Source organism: Dankookia rubra (genome assembly GCF_004355005.1).
Lineage (GTDB): Bacteria > Pseudomonadota > Alphaproteobacteria > Acetobacterales > Acetobacteraceae > Paracraurococcus > Paracraurococcus ruber_A.
In genome coordinates, this window is the sequence record NZ_SMSJ01000010.1 from 32,655 (window position 1) to 47,775 (window position 15,121).

The 15,121-nt window shown below is 72.3% G+C and carries 16 protein-coding genes; 9 read left to right on the forward strand and 7 right to left on the reverse strand.

The features are described 5' to 3' along the window. The first annotated feature begins 2 nt into the window (after positions 1 to 2). From mreD to rodA, 3 genes are read left to right on the forward strand one after another with little or no spacing between them, the layout of a single operon-like run. Positions 3 to 536, forward strand: coding sequence for a rod shape-determining protein MreD (gene mreD, locus E2C06_RS10610; RefSeq protein ID WP_133288580.1), 534 nt, complete (start codon positions 3 to 5; stop codon positions 534 to 536). Beyond that, entirely contained in the window at positions 533 to 2,437 is a 1,905-nt protein-coding gene (gene mrdA / locus E2C06_RS10615; protein ID WP_133288581.1) for a penicillin-binding protein 2, read from the forward strand. The genes mreD and mrdA overlap by 4 nt, the downstream gene beginning before the upstream one ends. Beyond that, complete coding sequence (gene rodA, locus E2C06_RS10620; RefSeq protein WP_133288582.1) at positions 2,434 to 3,588, forward strand: rod shape-determining protein RodA; 1,155 nt, start codon at positions 2,434 to 2,436, stop codon at positions 3,586 to 3,588. The genes mrdA and rodA overlap by 4 nt, the downstream gene beginning before the upstream one ends. 11 nt (positions 3,589 to 3,599) lie before the next feature. Here rodA and E2C06_RS40755 read toward each other — a convergent pair whose 3' ends face one another. The 7 genes from E2C06_RS40755 to E2C06_RS10655 all read right to left on the reverse strand — a co-directional run bounded on the left by E2C06_RS40755 (position 3,600) and on the right by E2C06_RS10655 (position 10,529). After that, on the reverse strand, positions 3,600 to 3,848 hold the full coding sequence (locus tag E2C06_RS40755) for a PsiF family protein (RefSeq protein WP_133288583.1): 249 nt from the start codon (positions 3,846 to 3,848) through the stop codon (positions 3,600 to 3,602). Between the two features lie 82 nt (positions 3,849 to 3,930). Next, entirely contained in the window at positions 3,931 to 4,458 is a 528-nt protein-coding gene (locus E2C06_RS10630) for a histidine phosphatase family protein (RefSeq protein WP_133288584.1), read from the reverse strand. After that, positions 4,455 to 6,122: a hypothetical protein gene (locus E2C06_RS10635; RefSeq protein ID WP_133288585.1), complete on the reverse strand. Its 1,668-nt coding sequence runs from the start codon at positions 6,120 to 6,122 to the stop codon at positions 4,455 to 4,457. The genes E2C06_RS10630 and E2C06_RS10635 overlap by 4 nt, the downstream gene beginning before the upstream one ends. Before the next feature lie 198 nt (positions 6,123 to 6,320). Continuing rightward, positions 6,321 to 7,514, reverse strand: a complete 1,194-nt coding sequence (locus E2C06_RS10640) for a patatin-like phospholipase family protein (protein WP_165982320.1) — start codon at positions 7,512 to 7,514, stop codon at positions 6,321 to 6,323. Next, positions 7,514 to 8,308 carry a 3-hydroxybutyrate dehydrogenase gene (locus tag E2C06_RS10645; RefSeq protein WP_133288586.1) on the reverse strand — a complete coding sequence of 265 codons (795 nt, stop codon included), beginning with the start codon at positions 8,306 to 8,308 and terminating at the stop codon, positions 7,514 to 7,516. The genes E2C06_RS10640 and E2C06_RS10645 overlap by 1 nt, the downstream gene beginning before the upstream one ends. Positions 8,309 to 8,344: 36 nt before the next feature. Beyond that, a complete protein-coding gene (locus E2C06_RS10650) occupies positions 8,345 to 9,799 on the reverse strand; it encodes a dihydrolipoyl dehydrogenase family protein (protein ID WP_133288587.1) in 1,455 nt (484 codons plus the stop codon). 4 nt (positions 9,800 to 9,803) lie between these two features. Further along, positions 9,804 to 10,529, reverse strand: coding sequence for a TVP38/TMEM64 family protein (locus tag E2C06_RS10655; protein ID WP_133288588.1), 726 nt, complete (start codon positions 10,527 to 10,529; stop codon positions 9,804 to 9,806). A gap of 229 nt (positions 10,530 to 10,758) precedes the next feature. Here E2C06_RS10655 and rpmH point away from each other — a divergent pair, with 229 nt between their 5' ends. The 6 genes from rpmH (at position 10,759) to argB (ending at position 15,092) form a co-directional block, all read left to right on the forward strand. After that, on the forward strand, positions 10,759 to 10,893 hold the full coding sequence (gene rpmH, locus E2C06_RS10660) for a 50S ribosomal protein L34 (protein ID WP_133288589.1): 135 nt from the start codon (positions 10,759 to 10,761) through the stop codon (positions 10,891 to 10,893). A 22-nt stretch (positions 10,894 to 10,915) separates the two neighbouring features. Continuing rightward, positions 10,916 to 11,284: a ribonuclease P protein component gene (rnpA, locus tag E2C06_RS10665; RefSeq protein ID WP_133288590.1), complete on the forward strand. Its 369-nt coding sequence runs from the start codon at positions 10,916 to 10,918 to the stop codon at positions 11,282 to 11,284. After that, positions 11,281 to 11,538, forward strand: a complete 258-nt coding sequence (yidD, locus tag E2C06_RS10670) for a membrane protein insertion efficiency factor YidD (RefSeq protein WP_133288591.1) — start codon at positions 11,281 to 11,283, stop codon at positions 11,536 to 11,538. The genes rnpA and yidD overlap by 4 nt, the downstream gene beginning before the upstream one ends. A 9-nt stretch (positions 11,539 to 11,547) precedes the next feature. Then, positions 11,548 to 13,344 carry a membrane protein insertase YidC gene (yidC, locus tag E2C06_RS10675; protein ID WP_133288592.1) on the forward strand — a complete coding sequence of 599 codons (1,797 nt, stop codon included), beginning with the start codon at positions 11,548 to 11,550 and terminating at the stop codon, positions 13,342 to 13,344. A 41-nt stretch (positions 13,345 to 13,385) separates the two neighbouring features. Beyond that, entirely contained in the window at positions 13,386 to 14,033 is a 648-nt protein-coding gene (gene yihA, locus E2C06_RS10680) for a ribosome biogenesis GTP-binding protein YihA/YsxC (RefSeq protein WP_133288669.1), read from the forward strand. A gap of 174 nt (positions 14,034 to 14,207) precedes the next feature. Then, positions 14,208 to 15,092, forward strand: coding sequence for an acetylglutamate kinase (gene argB / locus E2C06_RS10685; RefSeq protein ID WP_133288593.1), 885 nt, complete (start codon positions 14,208 to 14,210; stop codon positions 15,090 to 15,092). Positions 15,093 to 15,121 lie beyond the last annotated feature (29 nt).

Here is a 15,121-nt window from a genome sequence, read left to right on the forward strand (position 1 = left end):
CCATGAAGGGTCGGCCCGCCCCGGCCTACGGCCTGCTGCGGCAGATCGACGCGCTGGCGCGTGCCGTCCTGCCCGGCGGGTTGACCGCGCTGCTGCTGATGCTGGCCGCGGTCCCGGTCGGGGTGCCCGGCCTGGTGCCGGCGGTGGCGCTGCCCTGCGTCTTCTTCTGGTCGGTCTTCCGCCCCGCCGCGCTGCCGCCGCCGGTGGTCTTCGCCCTCGGGCTGCTGCAGGACCTGCTCACCGCGGCGCCGCTCGGCGCCGGGGTGCTGGTGCTGCTGGTGGTGCATGGGCTGGCGGTGCGCTGGCGGCGCCTGCTGGTGAAGCAGTCCTTCCTGCTGGTCTGGGTGACCTTCTGCGGCTTCACCGCCGGCGCCGCGGCGCTGGGCGGCGCGCTGCAGGCGCTGCTGGCCTGGCAGGTCCTGCCGGTCCCGCCCGGCGCCTGGCAAGCCCTGCTGACCGCCGGCCTCTATCCCCTGCTGGCCTGGCTGCTGACCCGGGTGCACGAGACCATGATGCGGGCGGAGGCGGCGCCATGAGCAGCCTCGGCAAGGGCGTTCGGCGGGAGGAGGCGGAGCGCCGCGGCGTCTTCACCCGCCGCGCGCTGGCGCTCGGCATCGGCCAGCTGGCGCTGTTCGGCTTCCTCGGCAGCCGGCTGTACCGGCTGCAGTCCGAGGAAGGCGAGCGCTACCGGACGCTGGCGGAGGAGAACCGGCTCTCCGCCCGGCTGCTGCCGCCGCCGCGCGGCCAGGTGCTCGACCGCAACGGCCGGGTCATCGCCGGCAACCGGCTGAACTGGCGCGCCCTGCTGGTCGCCGAGCAGACCCAGGATGTCGGCGCCACGCTCGAGACCTTCTCCCGCATCGTCCCCCTGCTGGACCACGAGCGCGCGCGGATCGAGCGCGAGGTGCGCCGCCGGCGCCGCTTCGTGCCGGTCACCGTGCGCGACTTCCTGGCCTGGGAGGAGATGGCGCGGATCGAGGTGAACGCGCCCGACCTGCCCGGCATCGTCATCGATGTCGGCACCACCCGGCTCTATCCGGAAGGCGAGCACCTCTCGCATGTCGTCGGCTACGTCGCCCCGCCGGCCGAGCGCGACATGGACGGCGACCCGCTGCTCGAGCTCCCCGGCATCCGGGTCGGCCGGGCCGGGATCGAGAAGCATCACGAACAGCCGCTGCGCGGCCGCGCCGGGGCGGTGCAGCTCGAGGTGAACGCGGTCGGCCGGGTGATCCGCGAGCTCGACCGGCGGGAGGGCCTGCCGGGCCAGGACGTGCAGGTCTCGGTCGATGCCGAGCTGCAGAAGGCGCTGCGCGGCAGGATCGAGGAGGGCACCAGCATCGTCGTGCTGGATGCCAGAAGCGGCGAGGTGCTGGCCATGGCCTCGCAGCCCTCCTTCGACCCCGACGTCTTCAATGCCGGCGTCTCCGCCGCGCAGTGGCGGGAATGGACCCGCAACCGGGCGACGCCGCTGATCAACAAGGCGACCAACGGGCTCTATGCCCCGGGCTCGACCTTCAAGATGATCGTGGCGCTGGCCGGGCTGGAGGCGAAGGTGGTGACGCCGGGCGACCGGGTCTTCTGCCCCGGCCATCTCGACCTCGGCGACACCCGCTTCCATTGCTGGCGGAAGCAGGGGCATGGCGGCCTCGACATGCGGAACGCCATCAAGCATTCCTGCGACGTCTATTTCTACGAGATCGCCAAGCGCGCCGGGATCGACCGCATCGCCGCCATGGCCAACCGCTTCGGATTGGGCGTCGATCTCGAGATCGAGCTGCCGGGGACCAAGCGGGGGCTGGTGCCGACGCGGGCCTGGCGGCAAGCGCAGGGCAAGCCCTGGAATCTCGGCGACACCATCGTCCATGGCATCGGCCAGGGCTTCTACCAGCTGACGCCGCTCAGCCTCGCCACCATGGCGGCGCGGCTGGCGACCGGGCGGGCGGTGCAGCCGCACCTGACGCGCAGCATCGGGGCGAGGCCGGTGCGCGGCGGCCGGGCGGAGGACTGGCCGAGCCTCGGCATCCCCGAGCGCGACCTGCGGCTGATGCGGGAGGGCATGTGGGCGGTGGTGAACGAGCCCGGGGGCACTGCGCTCGGCGCTCGGTTGCCCGGCGGACTCGGCGTCATGGCCGGCAAGACCGGCTCGGTGCAGGTCCGCCGCGTCAGCCGGGAACAGCGCGAGCGCGGCTTCAAGGCGGAGAACCAGCCGCGCGAATGGCGGCCGCATGCGCTCTTCGTCGCCTTCGCCCCCTATGACAACCCGCTCTATGCCGTGAGCGTGGTGGTCGAGCACGGCATGAGCGGCTCGGGCGCCGCGGCGCCGCTGGCGCGCGACGCGCTCATCGAGGTCTTCAACCGGTTCCGCACCCCGCCCGTCCCCGCCGTGGCGCCCGGCCCGCGGGTGGCGCAGGCCGGCCGGCCGGAGGCGTCGCGATGAGCGGCACGGCCCGCTTCGAGCGGCGGCTGCTGACCCGCGACCGCGGCGACGGGCTGCTGGAGAAGCTCTGGCGCATCCCCTGGCTCTTCGTCCTGCTGCTGAGCGCGGTGGCGGCGGTCGGCTATGTCGCGCTCTATTCCGCGGGCAACGGGCCGGAGGCCTATGCGGCGAAGCATGCGCTGCGCTTCGGCTTCGGCCTGGTATTGATGCTGTCGATCGCGGTCGTCGATATCCGGGTGGTCGCGCGGCTGGCCTGGGTCGGCTACGCGCTCGGCGTCGGGCTGCTGGTGCTGGTGCTGCTGCACGGCAATGTCGGCAAGGGGGCGCAGCGCTGGATCGACATCGGCCCGCTGCAGCTGCAGCCCTCGGAGCTGATGAAGATCATGCTGGCGCTCGGCCTCGCCGCCTGGTTCCGGCGGGCAAGCTGGGAGCGCGTCGGCAACCTGTTCTTCCTGGTCCCGCCGGCGATCATGGTGCTGATCCCCGTGGGGCTGATCCTGAAGCAGCCGAACCTCGGCACCGGGCTGATCACCGCGATGATCGGCGGCGCCATCTTCTTCGCCGCCGGGGTGCGCCTGTGGAAATTCGCGCTGATCCTGGCCGCCGTCGGCACCGCCGCGCCGATCGCCTACGACCACCTGCGCGATTACCAGAAGGCGCGGATCACCACCTTCCTCGACCCCGAAAGCGACCCGCTCGGCGCCGGCTACAACATCATCCAGTCGAAGATCGCCCTCGGCTCGGGCGGGATCTGGGGCAAGGGCTTCCTGCAGGGGACGCAGGGCCACCTGAACTTCCTGCCGGAGAAGCAGACCGACTTCATCTTCACCATGATTGCCGAGGAATTCGGCCTGGTCGGCGCGCTCGGCACGCTCGGGCTGCTCTGCCTCGTGGTGCTGTTCTGCTACCTCGTCGCCTTCCGCTGCCGGCACCAGTTCGGCCGGCTGCTGGCGGTCGGGCTCGGGACCAACGTCTTCCTCTATGTCTTCGTCAACATCGCCATGGTGACGGGCAGCATCCCGGTGGGCGGCGTGCCGCTGCCGCTGATCTCGCATGGCGGCTCGGCCATGCTGACGACGATGCTGGGCTTTGGGCTGCTGCTGTCGGTGCATGTGCACCGGGATGCGGAATTCGGCCCGGCGCAGGAGTGATTTGTGGCGCTTCAGCGCCGCGCCGCCGCTGGGGCCGCGGCCGGCCTGGTGCCGGCGGGGCAGGCGTTCATGAACGCCTTCCGCAGGTCGCCAGCCAGTTGGCAGGTGCCGGCCTCGGCGTTTGCAGGTCGTCGCCCGCTCCTGCTGCGCCGCCTGGGCCGCACTCGGCCGGGCCGGCGCGGCGCCCTGGGCGAAGCGGCGATGGCCAGCGCGTCGGCGGCCGGAAGGGTCCTCAGTGCCGTGCCGTGCCGTCCTCTCACCCGGGGGCAAGCCGAAGCTTCGACGATTCAGGCCGCGCCCGAACTCCGGCAACCACCAACCCTCCGGCAACGGCGTAGGGGCTCAGCCCGGCGCTGGCGGCAGCCGGACCCACTCGCCATTGCCGACATCGCGGCCGGTCAGGGCGCGGATGAACCCCCAATGGCTGACCACGAGCATCCCGTCCCGGTCCGGCCATGCCGCGGCCTCGGCGCGGAACAGCGCCACCCGGGCCTCGAACTGCCCGTGCGGCTCCTCGATGGCCGGCCACCACACCTCATCGACGGCGGAGAAGTCCAGCGCCGGCCAGGCCAGCGCGAGCTGCAGCCGCGGCATGCCGATGTCGCAGCTGGCGGAGTACCGTTCGCGGATGCCGGGCGTGACGGTGACCGGCAGGCCGAGCCGGCGGGCGATCGGCGCCGCGGTCTGCAGGGCGCGGGTATAGGGGGAGCTGAGGATGCGGTGGATCGACGCGCCGGCCAGCGCCGCCGCGGCGGCCTCGGCCTGGGCATGGCCGAGCGGGGTGAGCGGCGCGTCGGGGATGCCGGGATCCCGGCCCGTCGCGCCGAAATGCAGGTTGAAGGCGCTCTGGCCATGCCGCAGCAGGATCACGCGCCGAGCGCCGCCCGCAGCCGCGCGGCATAGCGGCCCGCCGTCCGGCGCAGCCGCGCGCCCTCCGCCGCATCGGGCGCGGCCTCCTGCGCCATGGTCCAGGCGCCGAGCTGGAACGCACAGTAGCAGGGCAGCAGCAGGCCAAGCAGGTCCGGATCGACCGGCAGCACCGGGTCGAGGTCCAGCTCCACCATCGCGCCGGCGACGTCCCAGGCGATGTCCTGGCAGCCGATGAGGTCGTGCGCGGCATGGTGGTCCACCGCATCCGCCTTCAGCAGCCGCCCGTCCGGCAGCGCCAGCCACTCCCAGGTCTGCATGCGGTTGTCGGTCTCGACCGGCCGGGCGAGGGCGGCGAGCCTGGCGAGGTCGCGGGGGCTCCAGCGGTCGAGCCGGGCCGCGGCGGCCTCGCCCAGTGTTTCCGCCGCGTTGTGGCGGGCCATGGCGTGCAGCGCGTCCAGGCCGGCGCCGCGGCCGGGCCCGGCCGGAAAGGCGCGGGCGCGGAAGCGGAGATAGGCGGCGACTTGCGCGGCCAGCACCTCGCGGGGGATCGCCGCCGGGTCGAGCGGCCGGGCCTCCTCCAGCCAGGGCTGCACCAGGAAGCCGTGCCGCAGGCCGGCCACCGGCGGGGCGAAGCCGGCGGCGGCCAGCCGCGCCGCGCGGTCCGCCTTCCGCTCGCCCTCGGCGCCGAGGCCGATGAACTTCAGCAGCCAGGTGCGGCCGCCTGCGGCGAGCAGGTACTTCCGCCGCTCCTGCATCGGGTGCGCGGGCGGCCAGGCCTCGGCAGGGCCGCGCCGCCAGGCGCCGCCGCCGATATCCTCGGGCGGCGCCTCGGCGGCGCCGGTGAGGTCGGCGACCCAGCCGGCCAGGCGCGGCAGCACCGCGGCCTCGAAGCTGCAGACGTGGCGGGCCATGCCGTCCCAGCGGGCGCGGTGGTCCGGGCTGGCCATCGGGCCGGGCGGCCAGGCATGGCTCGGGAAGAGCGCGATGGCACCACGCGGGTGGCCGCGCGCGGCCAGCCAGTCGGCCGCCGCGCCGAAGGAACTGCCGGAAAGCCCCGGCCCCTCGTCCACCACCGCCACCGGCGCGCCGGGCGTGAGACTCGAGGCGAGGCCGGGCCCCACCGCGATCTCCCGCCGGAAGGGATGCCCGGCCGGCCGCAGCGTCGCCGGGTTCCGGCTGCCGAGCCCCGTCGCGACCATGGCGGCGAGCGGCGCGCCGATGCTGCGCAGCCCGATCACCCGCGTGGCGGCGGGCAGGCCCGAGGCCTCCGCGGCCAGCGCATAGGTCTCGGGATAAAGGGCGTAGAAGGCGAAGCCCTCGGCGAGCCGGGTGTCGATGCGCTCCGGCAGCCGCAGAAGGCACTGGCCGGCCTCCGGCACGGCGACGGCGCCATCGTGCCAGGACCGGTGCAGGCCCCCGGCGCAGCCCAGCAGCAGCGCCATCGCCCAGTCCTGCGCCAGGGAGAGCTCGTCCAGCCCGCGCGCGGCGTAGTCGGCATCGGCGATGCCCTGGGCCAATTCGCCGGCCTCGATCAGCGCGGCGGCCAGGACGGCATGGCGCTCGAGGCCCGGCGGCAGGGTGGCGGCCCTCGCCAGCCGTGCCGCGATCGCGGCATGCAGCGCGCGCGGGTCGGCGGTGTGCTGCCTGTCGCCATAGACCAGCATCGCCGCCCTCCATTGCTGGGGGGCAACGCGGCGGAGCGCTGGCGGTTGGCGGCGCGAGGCCAGGGAGGACGTATCCTCCCTGGACCCTCCTTCATTTTTGTGGGTTGGCACTCGCCGCGCGGCGAGTGCCAACCCACAGAAAGGAAGGGTGGGATTTGGGGAGGGAATGCTTTTCCCTCCCCAAACTTCCTGACTTTTTCAAAGATACCGCTGGATATCCAGCGTGCTCTCCCGCCCGATCGTGTCGAAGTGCTCGCGGAGGAACTTGTCCGCGGCTTCCCAGCCGTAGTGGCGGATGGTCTGCAGGAATTCCCAGTCGCCGTTCAGCTTGGTGGAGAGCTTGAACTTCCGCATCCGCTCCTCGTCCTCGACGCAATGCAGGAAGATGCGGCGGTAGCGCGGCTGCTCCAGCCGCCCGGAGTCCAGCAGCCTTTGGACGAAGTCGATGGCCCGCATCTCCGCCATGAGCGAGGCATTGAAGCTGATCTCGTTCAGCCGGTTCATGATGTCGGACGGCGTGGTCGGCAGCTCGTTCCGCATGATGGCATTGATCTGCACCAGCAGGATGTCGGGCGCCCCCCGTTCATAATAGAGCGGCCAGATCGCCGGGTTGCCGAGATAGCCGCCGTCCCAGTAGGCCTCGCCGTCGATCTCCACCGCGCGGAACACGTTCGGCAGGCATGCCGAGGCGAGGATGACGTCGGTCGTCACCTCGGTGCGCGAGAAGACCCGCGGCTTGCCCGTCCGGACATTTGTCGCGCTGATGAAGAGCCGGATCGCCTTCGGGTCTCGCTTCAGCCGCGCCTCGTCCAGGTTGTCGGCGATCACCTGCCGCAGCGGGTTGAACTCCGCCATGAAGGGATTGATCTGGTAGGGCGAGACGACGCGGGTCAGCGTCTCGAAGGTCTGGTAGGCGATCGAATGGGTCAGGTCGTAGCCCCACAGCGCCTTCTCGAGCGGCGTGTTCTGCAAGGGGCTCATCGCCAGCCGCCCGGCCACGTCGCGCCACATCCGGTCGAGCGCCTTCTTGGCGCCCTCGCGGCCGCCCTCGGCCAGGCCCTGGACGAAGATCGCCGCGTTGATGCCGCCGGCGGACGTCCCGGAGACGCCGTCGAAGACGATCCGCTCGTCCTCCAGCAGCCGGTCGAGCGCGCCCCAGGTGAAGGCGCCATGCGTGCCGCCCCCTTGCAGCGCCAGGTTCAGCCGCTTGGTCGCCACCGGCTTCGCCACCGCGGGCTGCGGCAGCGGCGCGGCTGCGACGCCCGGGCCGTCGGCTGGCGCGGGGATCAGCGCCTCCGGCAGCGGTCCCTCGGCCCGCAGATCGCCGGTCGGCACCGCACCGGGTTGCGCGGCGGGGGACTCTCCCGGCCCGCCGCCCTGTTCCTTCGCCATCAGTTCGCCAGCCAGCCCCCGTCAATCGACAGCGCCGCGCCGGTCACGCCGCCGCTGCCCGGGCCGCAGAGATAGAGCGCCATCTGCGCCACCTCATCGACCTCGATCCAGCGCTTGGAGGGCTGGTGCGCCAGCAGGTGCTCCTTCAGCGCCACCTCCTCGGAGACGCCGAACTGCTTGGCCAGGGCCGGCAGCTGCGCCTCGGCCAGCGGGGTGCGGACGAAGCCGGGGCAGATGGCGTTGCAGGTGATCGGCGTCTGCGCGACCTCGATCGCCACCGTCTTGGTCAGGCCGACGACCGCGTGCTTGGCCGAGACATAGGCCGACTTCTCCGGCGAGGCGATCAGCCCGTGCGCCGAGGCGATGTTGATGATCCGGCCCCAGTTGCGCCGCTTCATGCCCGGCAGCGCCGCCTTGATGGCATACCAGTTGGAGGCGAAGTTGATCGCCATGATCGCCTCGAACTTCGCGTCGGGGAACTCCTCGATCGGCGCGACGAACTGGATCCCGGCATTGTTCACCAGGATGTCGAGCGAGCCGAGGGTGGCCTCGGCCTCGGCGATCATCTGCTTGACCGCATCGGGCTTCGACAGGTCGGCGGCGGAATAGGGCGCCTCGGCCACGCCCATGGCGGCGCCCACTTCGGCGCGGGCCTTGGCGATCTCCTCCGGCTTGCCGAAGCCGTTCAGCATCACGCGGGCGCCGGCTTCGGCATAGAGCTGGGCAATGCCGAGGCCGATCCCGCTGGTGCTGCCGGTCACCAGGGCGGTGCGGCCGGTGAGGATCTTGTCCATGGGTGGTCGGCTCCTTCGCAGTTGCGGCATGAACGCTCAGGGCAGCCGTTTGAGCAAGCCGAGAAGACGTTTCGTGAAGGAAGATAATAACTTCGGGGTGTAGAATTCTCCCGCCGCGCGCTTGCCGCCCTCGGACAGCGTCGGATAGGGCAGCACCATGCCGGCCAGCGCCGAGAGCGGCAGGCGGCGGCCGATCATCAGCCCGTAGAGGCCGGCCATCTCGCCCGCCCGCGGTGCCAGGAGGCCGGCGCCGAGCAGCCGGCCCTTCGCGGTGACCACCAGCTTCACCAGCCCCTCCGGCCGGCCCTCGGCGATGGCGCGGTCGTTCTCCGACAGCGGCCAGCGGTGGATGCGGAGGTCGTCGTGGCCGGCGGCGCGCGCCTCGGCCTCGGTCAGCCCGACCTGGGCGAGCTCCGGGTCGGTATAGGTGACGCGGGGCAGGGCGGCGTAGTCCACCTTCGTCCCGGGCAGGCGGAACAGCATCGACCGCACCACGATGCCGGCATGCTGGCCCGCGACATGGGTGAAGGCGCGCGGGCCGATTCCCTCGGGGTCGGCGATGTCGCCCACCGCCCAGACCCGCCTGTTGGAGACGGATCGCAGGTCGGCCCGGGTCCGCACGCCCTTCGGCCCGGCCTCGACCCCGCCGGCCACGAGGTCGAGCCCGGCCAGCCGCGGCGCCCGGCCGACCGCCAGCAGCAGGTGGGTGCCGGCGATCCGCTTGCCGTCGGCCAGCACCGCGACCACGCCGGCGGTCGCGGCCGGGCTGTCGGGCTCGAGCTGTTCCAGGCGCGCCACCGGCTGGCCCTCCGCCAGGGTCACGCCATCCGCCAGCAGGGCGGCGCGGACGCCCTCGGCCAGTTCGTCATCCTCCCGCGCCAGGATGCGGGGGGCGGATTCGATCACCGTCACCAGGCAGCCGAGCCTGGCATGCGCCTGCGCCATCTCGACGCCGATCGGCCCGCCGCCGAGGATCAGCAGGTGGCCGGGCGGCTCCTCGAGGTCGAAGAGCGTCTCGTTGGTCAGCCAGGGCACGCCGTCGAGCCCCGGCAGGTCGGGGATGACGGCGCTGCTGCCGGCGGCGATGACCGCGCGGCGGAAGGTCAGGCGACGGCCGCCGGCCTCGATCTCGTCGGGCGCGGTGAAATGGGCCGAGGCCTCGATCACCTCGACCCCCATGCCGCGGTAGCGCGCCGCGCTGTCGTTGGGCGCGATGCGGGCGATGGCGCCCTGGACATGCGCGCGGACCCCGGCCCAATCGATCTCGGGCGGGGCAAGGCGGATGCCGAAGCGGCCGGCGGCGCGGGCCTCGGCCGCCGCGTGTCCCGCCGCCAGCATCGCCTTCGAGGGCACGCAGCCATAATTCAGGCAGTCGCCGCCCATCCTGCCGCGCTCGACCAGCGCGACCTTCAGGCCGAGGCCGGCGCCGATGGCGGCGACCGAAAGGCCGGCGGCCCCGGCGCCGATCACCACCACGTCGAAGTCAGGCATCCCGCTATTCCCCGTTCATGCGCCGCGACCGGCCGCGCCACCAGGCCCCGGCCAGCGACAACGCGGCCAGGCCGAGCAGCGGCAGCAGGATGCCCGGCGAGAAGATGATGGAAAGGTCCGGGCGTCCCCCGGCATCGAAGACCTGGCCCAGGCCGGCGCCGATCCCGGCGAAGACCGCGGTGCCGGGGATGATCCCGAGGAAGGTCGCCGCCGCATAGGGCAGCAGCCGCATCCCGGCCAGGGCCGGCGCCAAGTTGAGCAGCCAGAAGGGCACCACCGGCAGCAGCCGGAGCGAGAGGAGGTACCAGAACCCGTCCCGCTGCAGCCCCGCCCGCAGCTTGCCCAGCAGCGGCCCGGCGCGGCGCGCCAGCGTCTCGGCCAGGGCGTAGCGGGCCGCGAGGAACAGCGCGCAGGCGCCGAGCGTGGCGCCCACCACCGCCGCCGCGGCGCCGAGCCAGGGGCCGAAGAGGAAGCCGCCGGCCAGCGTCATCACGGCACCGCCGGGCAGCGAGAAGGCGACCACCGCGACATAGGCCAGGACATAGAGCAGCGGCGCGGCGGCCGGATGCGCGGCAACGAAGCCCGTCAGGGCCGCCCGGTGCGCCGCCAGCGCATCGAAGGACAGGCTGCGCTGCAGGCCGAGCGCATAGGCCAGGACCAGCGCGCCGAGGATCAGCGCCAGCGGCCAGAGCCGGGTCCAGCCCGGCCTTGCTGTCGTATCGTCGGGCATCGGGGTGCTTGGCCTCGTCGCAGCGTACGCCCGCCCTACGCCAGCGGCGCCGATCGCGCCAGCGGGGGGCCAGGGGAGGCAGACCACGATTGACGAAGGGGCCGCGGCCTCCCTATAGGTGCGCCCCTTCGCCGGGGCCCGCACGGAAGGGCCGCCGGCCGTCGTTGCAGCGCGTCTCCTGACCCCAGGGGGCGCCGCGCCGACGCCCATCCTGACGGAGACCACACCCGTGAAGCGTACCTACCAGCCCTCCAAGCTCGTCCGGAAGCGCCGGCACGGGTTCCGGCACCGGATGTCGACGGTGGGCGGCCGCAAGGTCCTGGCCAACCGCCGCTCCAAGGGCCGCGCCAAGCTCAGCGCCTGAACCGGGCGGGACGGGGCTTGCCATGCCGGGACGCCTGCCTCGGCTGACCCGGCGCGGCGAATTCCTCAAGGTCGCCAGCCGGGGCCGCAAGGCCGCGCGCCCGGGCCTGGTTCTCCAGGCCATGCCGCAACCGGAAGGCGGGCTTCGGCTCGGCTTCACCGCGACCAAGAAGATCGGCAACGCCGTTGCCCGCAACCGCGCCAAGCGCCGGCTGCGAGAAGCGGCGCGCCTGACGCTGGGCGTGGCCCCGCCGGCAGGCTGGGACCTGGTGCTGGTCGCCCGCGACGCCACCGGCGCGCGGGACTGGCAGAAGCTGCTCGGCGACCTGCGCGGCGCGCTGCGCCAGGCCGGCGTACCGGACCCGGGCGGGGCGCCGGAGCCGGCGTCATGAGCGCGGCCGCCCAGGCCCTGCGCGGCGCCGTCATCGCCTACCAGTGGACGTTGCGCCCCTTCATCGGGGCACATTGCCGTTTCCACCCCAGCTGCAGCCATTATGCGCTCGAGGTGCTGGAGACCCACGGCGCCCTGCGCGGCACCTGGCTCGCTGGCCGCCGTATCCTGCGCTGCAACCCCTGGCATCCCGGCGGCGTGGACCCTGTCCCCGCGCGGGAAGCCGGCCAATTCCAGCCCGTCCCGAAAGGCTGACCCAGCTCCATGGACCAGAAGCGCCTTCTTGCGGCGATCGCCATCTCGATCGGCATCCTGCTCACCTTCGACCTGCTGAACCGCCCGGCGCGCGAGGCGCAGCGGGCCGAGCTCGCGGCGCAGCAGCAGGCGGCCCAGGTGCAGCAGGCCGCCCCCAAGCCGGGCCCCAACCCGGGGCCCGTCGGCCCGCTCGGCGCGCCGACCGATGCGGCGCCCGCCGCCGGCGCGCCGCGCGCTCCCGGCGCCCGGCTTCCGATCGACGGCCCGCGCGTGCATGGCTCGCTCAGCCTGCGCGGCGCGCGGCTGGATGACGTGGTGCTGAAGGACTACCACGAGACGGTCGACCGGACCTCACCGCTGGTCCGCGTGCTGGCGCCGCGGGAAGGCGCCGCGCCCTATTACGGGCAATGGGGCTGGACCGCGGCGGATGGCCGCACCCCGGTCCCCGGCAACGACACCGACTGGACCGCCGACGGCGCCGAGCTCGCCCCCGGCAAGCCGGTGACGCTGCGCTGGGACAACGGCCAGGGCCAGGTCTTCGAGATCGGCCTCGCGCTCGACGAGAACTACATGGTCACCGCCGAGCAGCGGGTGAAGAACACCGGGCCGGACCCGGTGCAGCTGCTGCCCTGGGCCCGCATCCGCCGCGAGCACACCCCGCCGACGCAGGGCTTCTACATCCTGCACGAAGGCTTCGTCGGCGTGCTCGACGGCCGGCTGCGGGAGGAAACCTATTCGAACGCCAAGACCGAGGGCGCCAAGCGCGCCGGCGTGGCCTTCGAGCAGGAGGCGGCCGGCGGCTGGGCCGGCTTCACCGACAAGTACTGGCTGGCGACGCTGTCCCCGGTGGACCAGGCGGCGCGCTTCCGGGCGACCTACCGGGCGATTCCGGAAGGCGGCCAGGACCGCTGGCAGGTCGATTTCGCCCAGCCCCAGCCGGCGACCGTCGCGCCCAATACGACCGGCGCCGGCCAGGCCCTGCGACTCTTTGCCGGCGCCAAGGAGGTGCGGCTGCTCGACAGCTACCGCGACCGGCTGGGCATCCCGGATTTCGACAAGGCGATCGACTTCGGCTGGTTCTACTTCCTGACCAAGCCGTTCTTCTATGCGATTGACTGGATCTTCACGATCGTCGGCAACTTCGGCGTCGCCATCCTGATCTTCACGCTGCTGCTGAAGGCGGCCTTCTTCCCGCTGGCCAGCAAGGCCTACAAGTCGATGGGGAAGATGAAGGTGCTCGGGCCAAAGATGTCCGAGATCAAGGAACGCTACAAGGACGACCCGGCCAAGGCGCAGGCCGAGATGATGGCGCTGTACCGGACGGAAAAGATCAACCCGGCCTCGGGCTGCCTGCCGATCCTGATCCAGATCCCGGTCTTCTTCGCGCTCTACAAGGTGCTGTTCGTCACCATCGAGATGCGGCACGCGCCGTTCTTCGGCTGGATCCGCGACCTCTCGGCGCCCGACCCGACCAACCTGTTCAACCTCTTCGGCCTGCTGCCCTTCGACCCGACCCAGCTCTCGCACTACCTGCACATGCCGGTCTGGGCGCTGATCATGGGCGTGACCATGTTCCTGCAGCAGAAGCTGAACCCGGCGCCGCCCGACCCGATCCAGGCCAAGCTGTTCCAGTACATGCCGATCATCTTCACCTTCATGCTGGCCAGCTTCCCGGCCGGGCTGGTCATCTACTGGTCCTGGAACAACCTGCTCTCGATCGCGCAGCAGTGGTACATCCAGCGCAACGCGAAGGTCGGCAAGCCCGCGGCGGCGCCGGTCGCCACGGCGCTGCCGAAGAAGGGGTGATCACCCTTCCGAAGCTGCCGCCGCAGCTTCCCGCGGGCGGCCTGGCCGAGGCCAGGACGCCCGAGGACCGCGCCGCGCTGATCGAGGCCGGCCGGGTGCTCTTCGCGCAGCCCTGCACCTTCTTCTACGCGTCGCAGAAGATCGACCAGCTGCCGCCGGTGGGCGGGCCGGAGATCGCCTTCTGCGGCCGGTCCAATGTCGGCAAGTCCAGCCTGGTCAATGCGTTGACCGGGCAAAAGGCGCTGGCCCGGGTGTCCAACACGCCGGGCCGGACCAAGCAGCTCAACTTCTTCAACCTCGGGGACCGGCTGACCCTCGTGGACATGCCGGGCTATGGCTATGCCCAGGCGTCGAAGTCGGTGAAGGAGGACTGGCAGGGGTTGATGTTCGACTTCCTGCGCGGCCGCCCCACCCTGCGGCGGGTCATCCTGCTGATGGATGCGCGGATCGAGACCAAGGCCTCCGACCGCATGGCGATGAAGCTGCTGAACGACGCGGCGGTCGCCTTCCAGATCGTGCTGACCAAGGCCGACGACGCCAAGCCCTGGTGGCTGGAGCAGCGGACGCGGGAGGCCGAGACGCTGGCCCGCAGCCATACCGCCGGCCACCCGCTGGTCATCGTCACCAGCGCCGAGACGGGATTAGGCATCCCGGAGCTGCGGGCGGAGCTGGCGGCGCTGGCCGGCTGAGCACGGCGCCGGCACCGCCCGCGGCGCTGCGGCCCGCACGCCGCGCCCGGCGATCGACCGGCGAGGCGGTCGGCGCCCGCTCGGGCCATCCCGTCGCGCGCATCCGCACCGGGTGGTTTGCCCCCGCGGCAAACTGCTCTACAGCGGGGCGCCAGCATTCCGGAACACCGGCCGATGACCGACGCCACGCCCGATTCGATGAAGATCCTCGCCGGCGCGCTGCCCTTCCTGAAGCGCTACGACGACCAGATCGTGGTGGTGAAGTACGGCGGCCACGCCATGGGCGAGGAGGAGACCGCGCTGCGCTTCGGCCGCGACATCGCGCTGCTGGAGCAGGTCGGCGTCAACCCGGTCGTCGTGCATGGCGGCGGGCCGCAGATCAACGCCATGCTGAAGCGGCTGAACGTGCAGTCGACCTTCGTGCAGGGCCTGCGGGTGACCGACGAGGCGATGCTCGACGTGGTCGAGATGGTCCTCGCCGGCCCGGTCAACAAGCAGGTGGCCGAGGCGATCACCCGCGCCGGCGCCATGGCGGTCGGCATCTCCGGCAAGGATGGCGGGCTGGTGCGCGCCCGCAAGGTCACCCGCACCGTGCGCGACCCCGGCTCGAACCTCGAGCAGGTGCTCGACCTCGGCTTCGTGGGCGAGCCGGACTCGATCGACACCAAGGTGCTGAAGCTGATGATCGGCGCCGACATCGTGCCGGTGGTGGCGCCGGTGGGCGTCGGCCATGACGGCCAGACCTACAACATCAACGCCGATACGGTGGCCGGCGCGATCGCCGGCGCGCTCGGGGCGGAACGCCTGCTGGTGCTGACCGACGTGGCCGGCGTGAAGGGCCCGGACGGCGCCTTCATCCCGGAGATGACGGTGGCCCGGGTCAAGCAGGGCATCTCGGAGGGATGGATCAATGCCGGCATGATCCCGAAGGTCGAGACCTGCATCTATGCGATCGAGCGCGGGGTGAAGGGCGCGGTCATCCTCGATGGCCGGGTGCCGCATGCGGTGCTGCGCGAGCTCTTCACCGATAGCGGGGCGGGGACGCTGATCAAGCCGTAGCGGTTCCGGCCGAGCCGCCCGGGCGATCC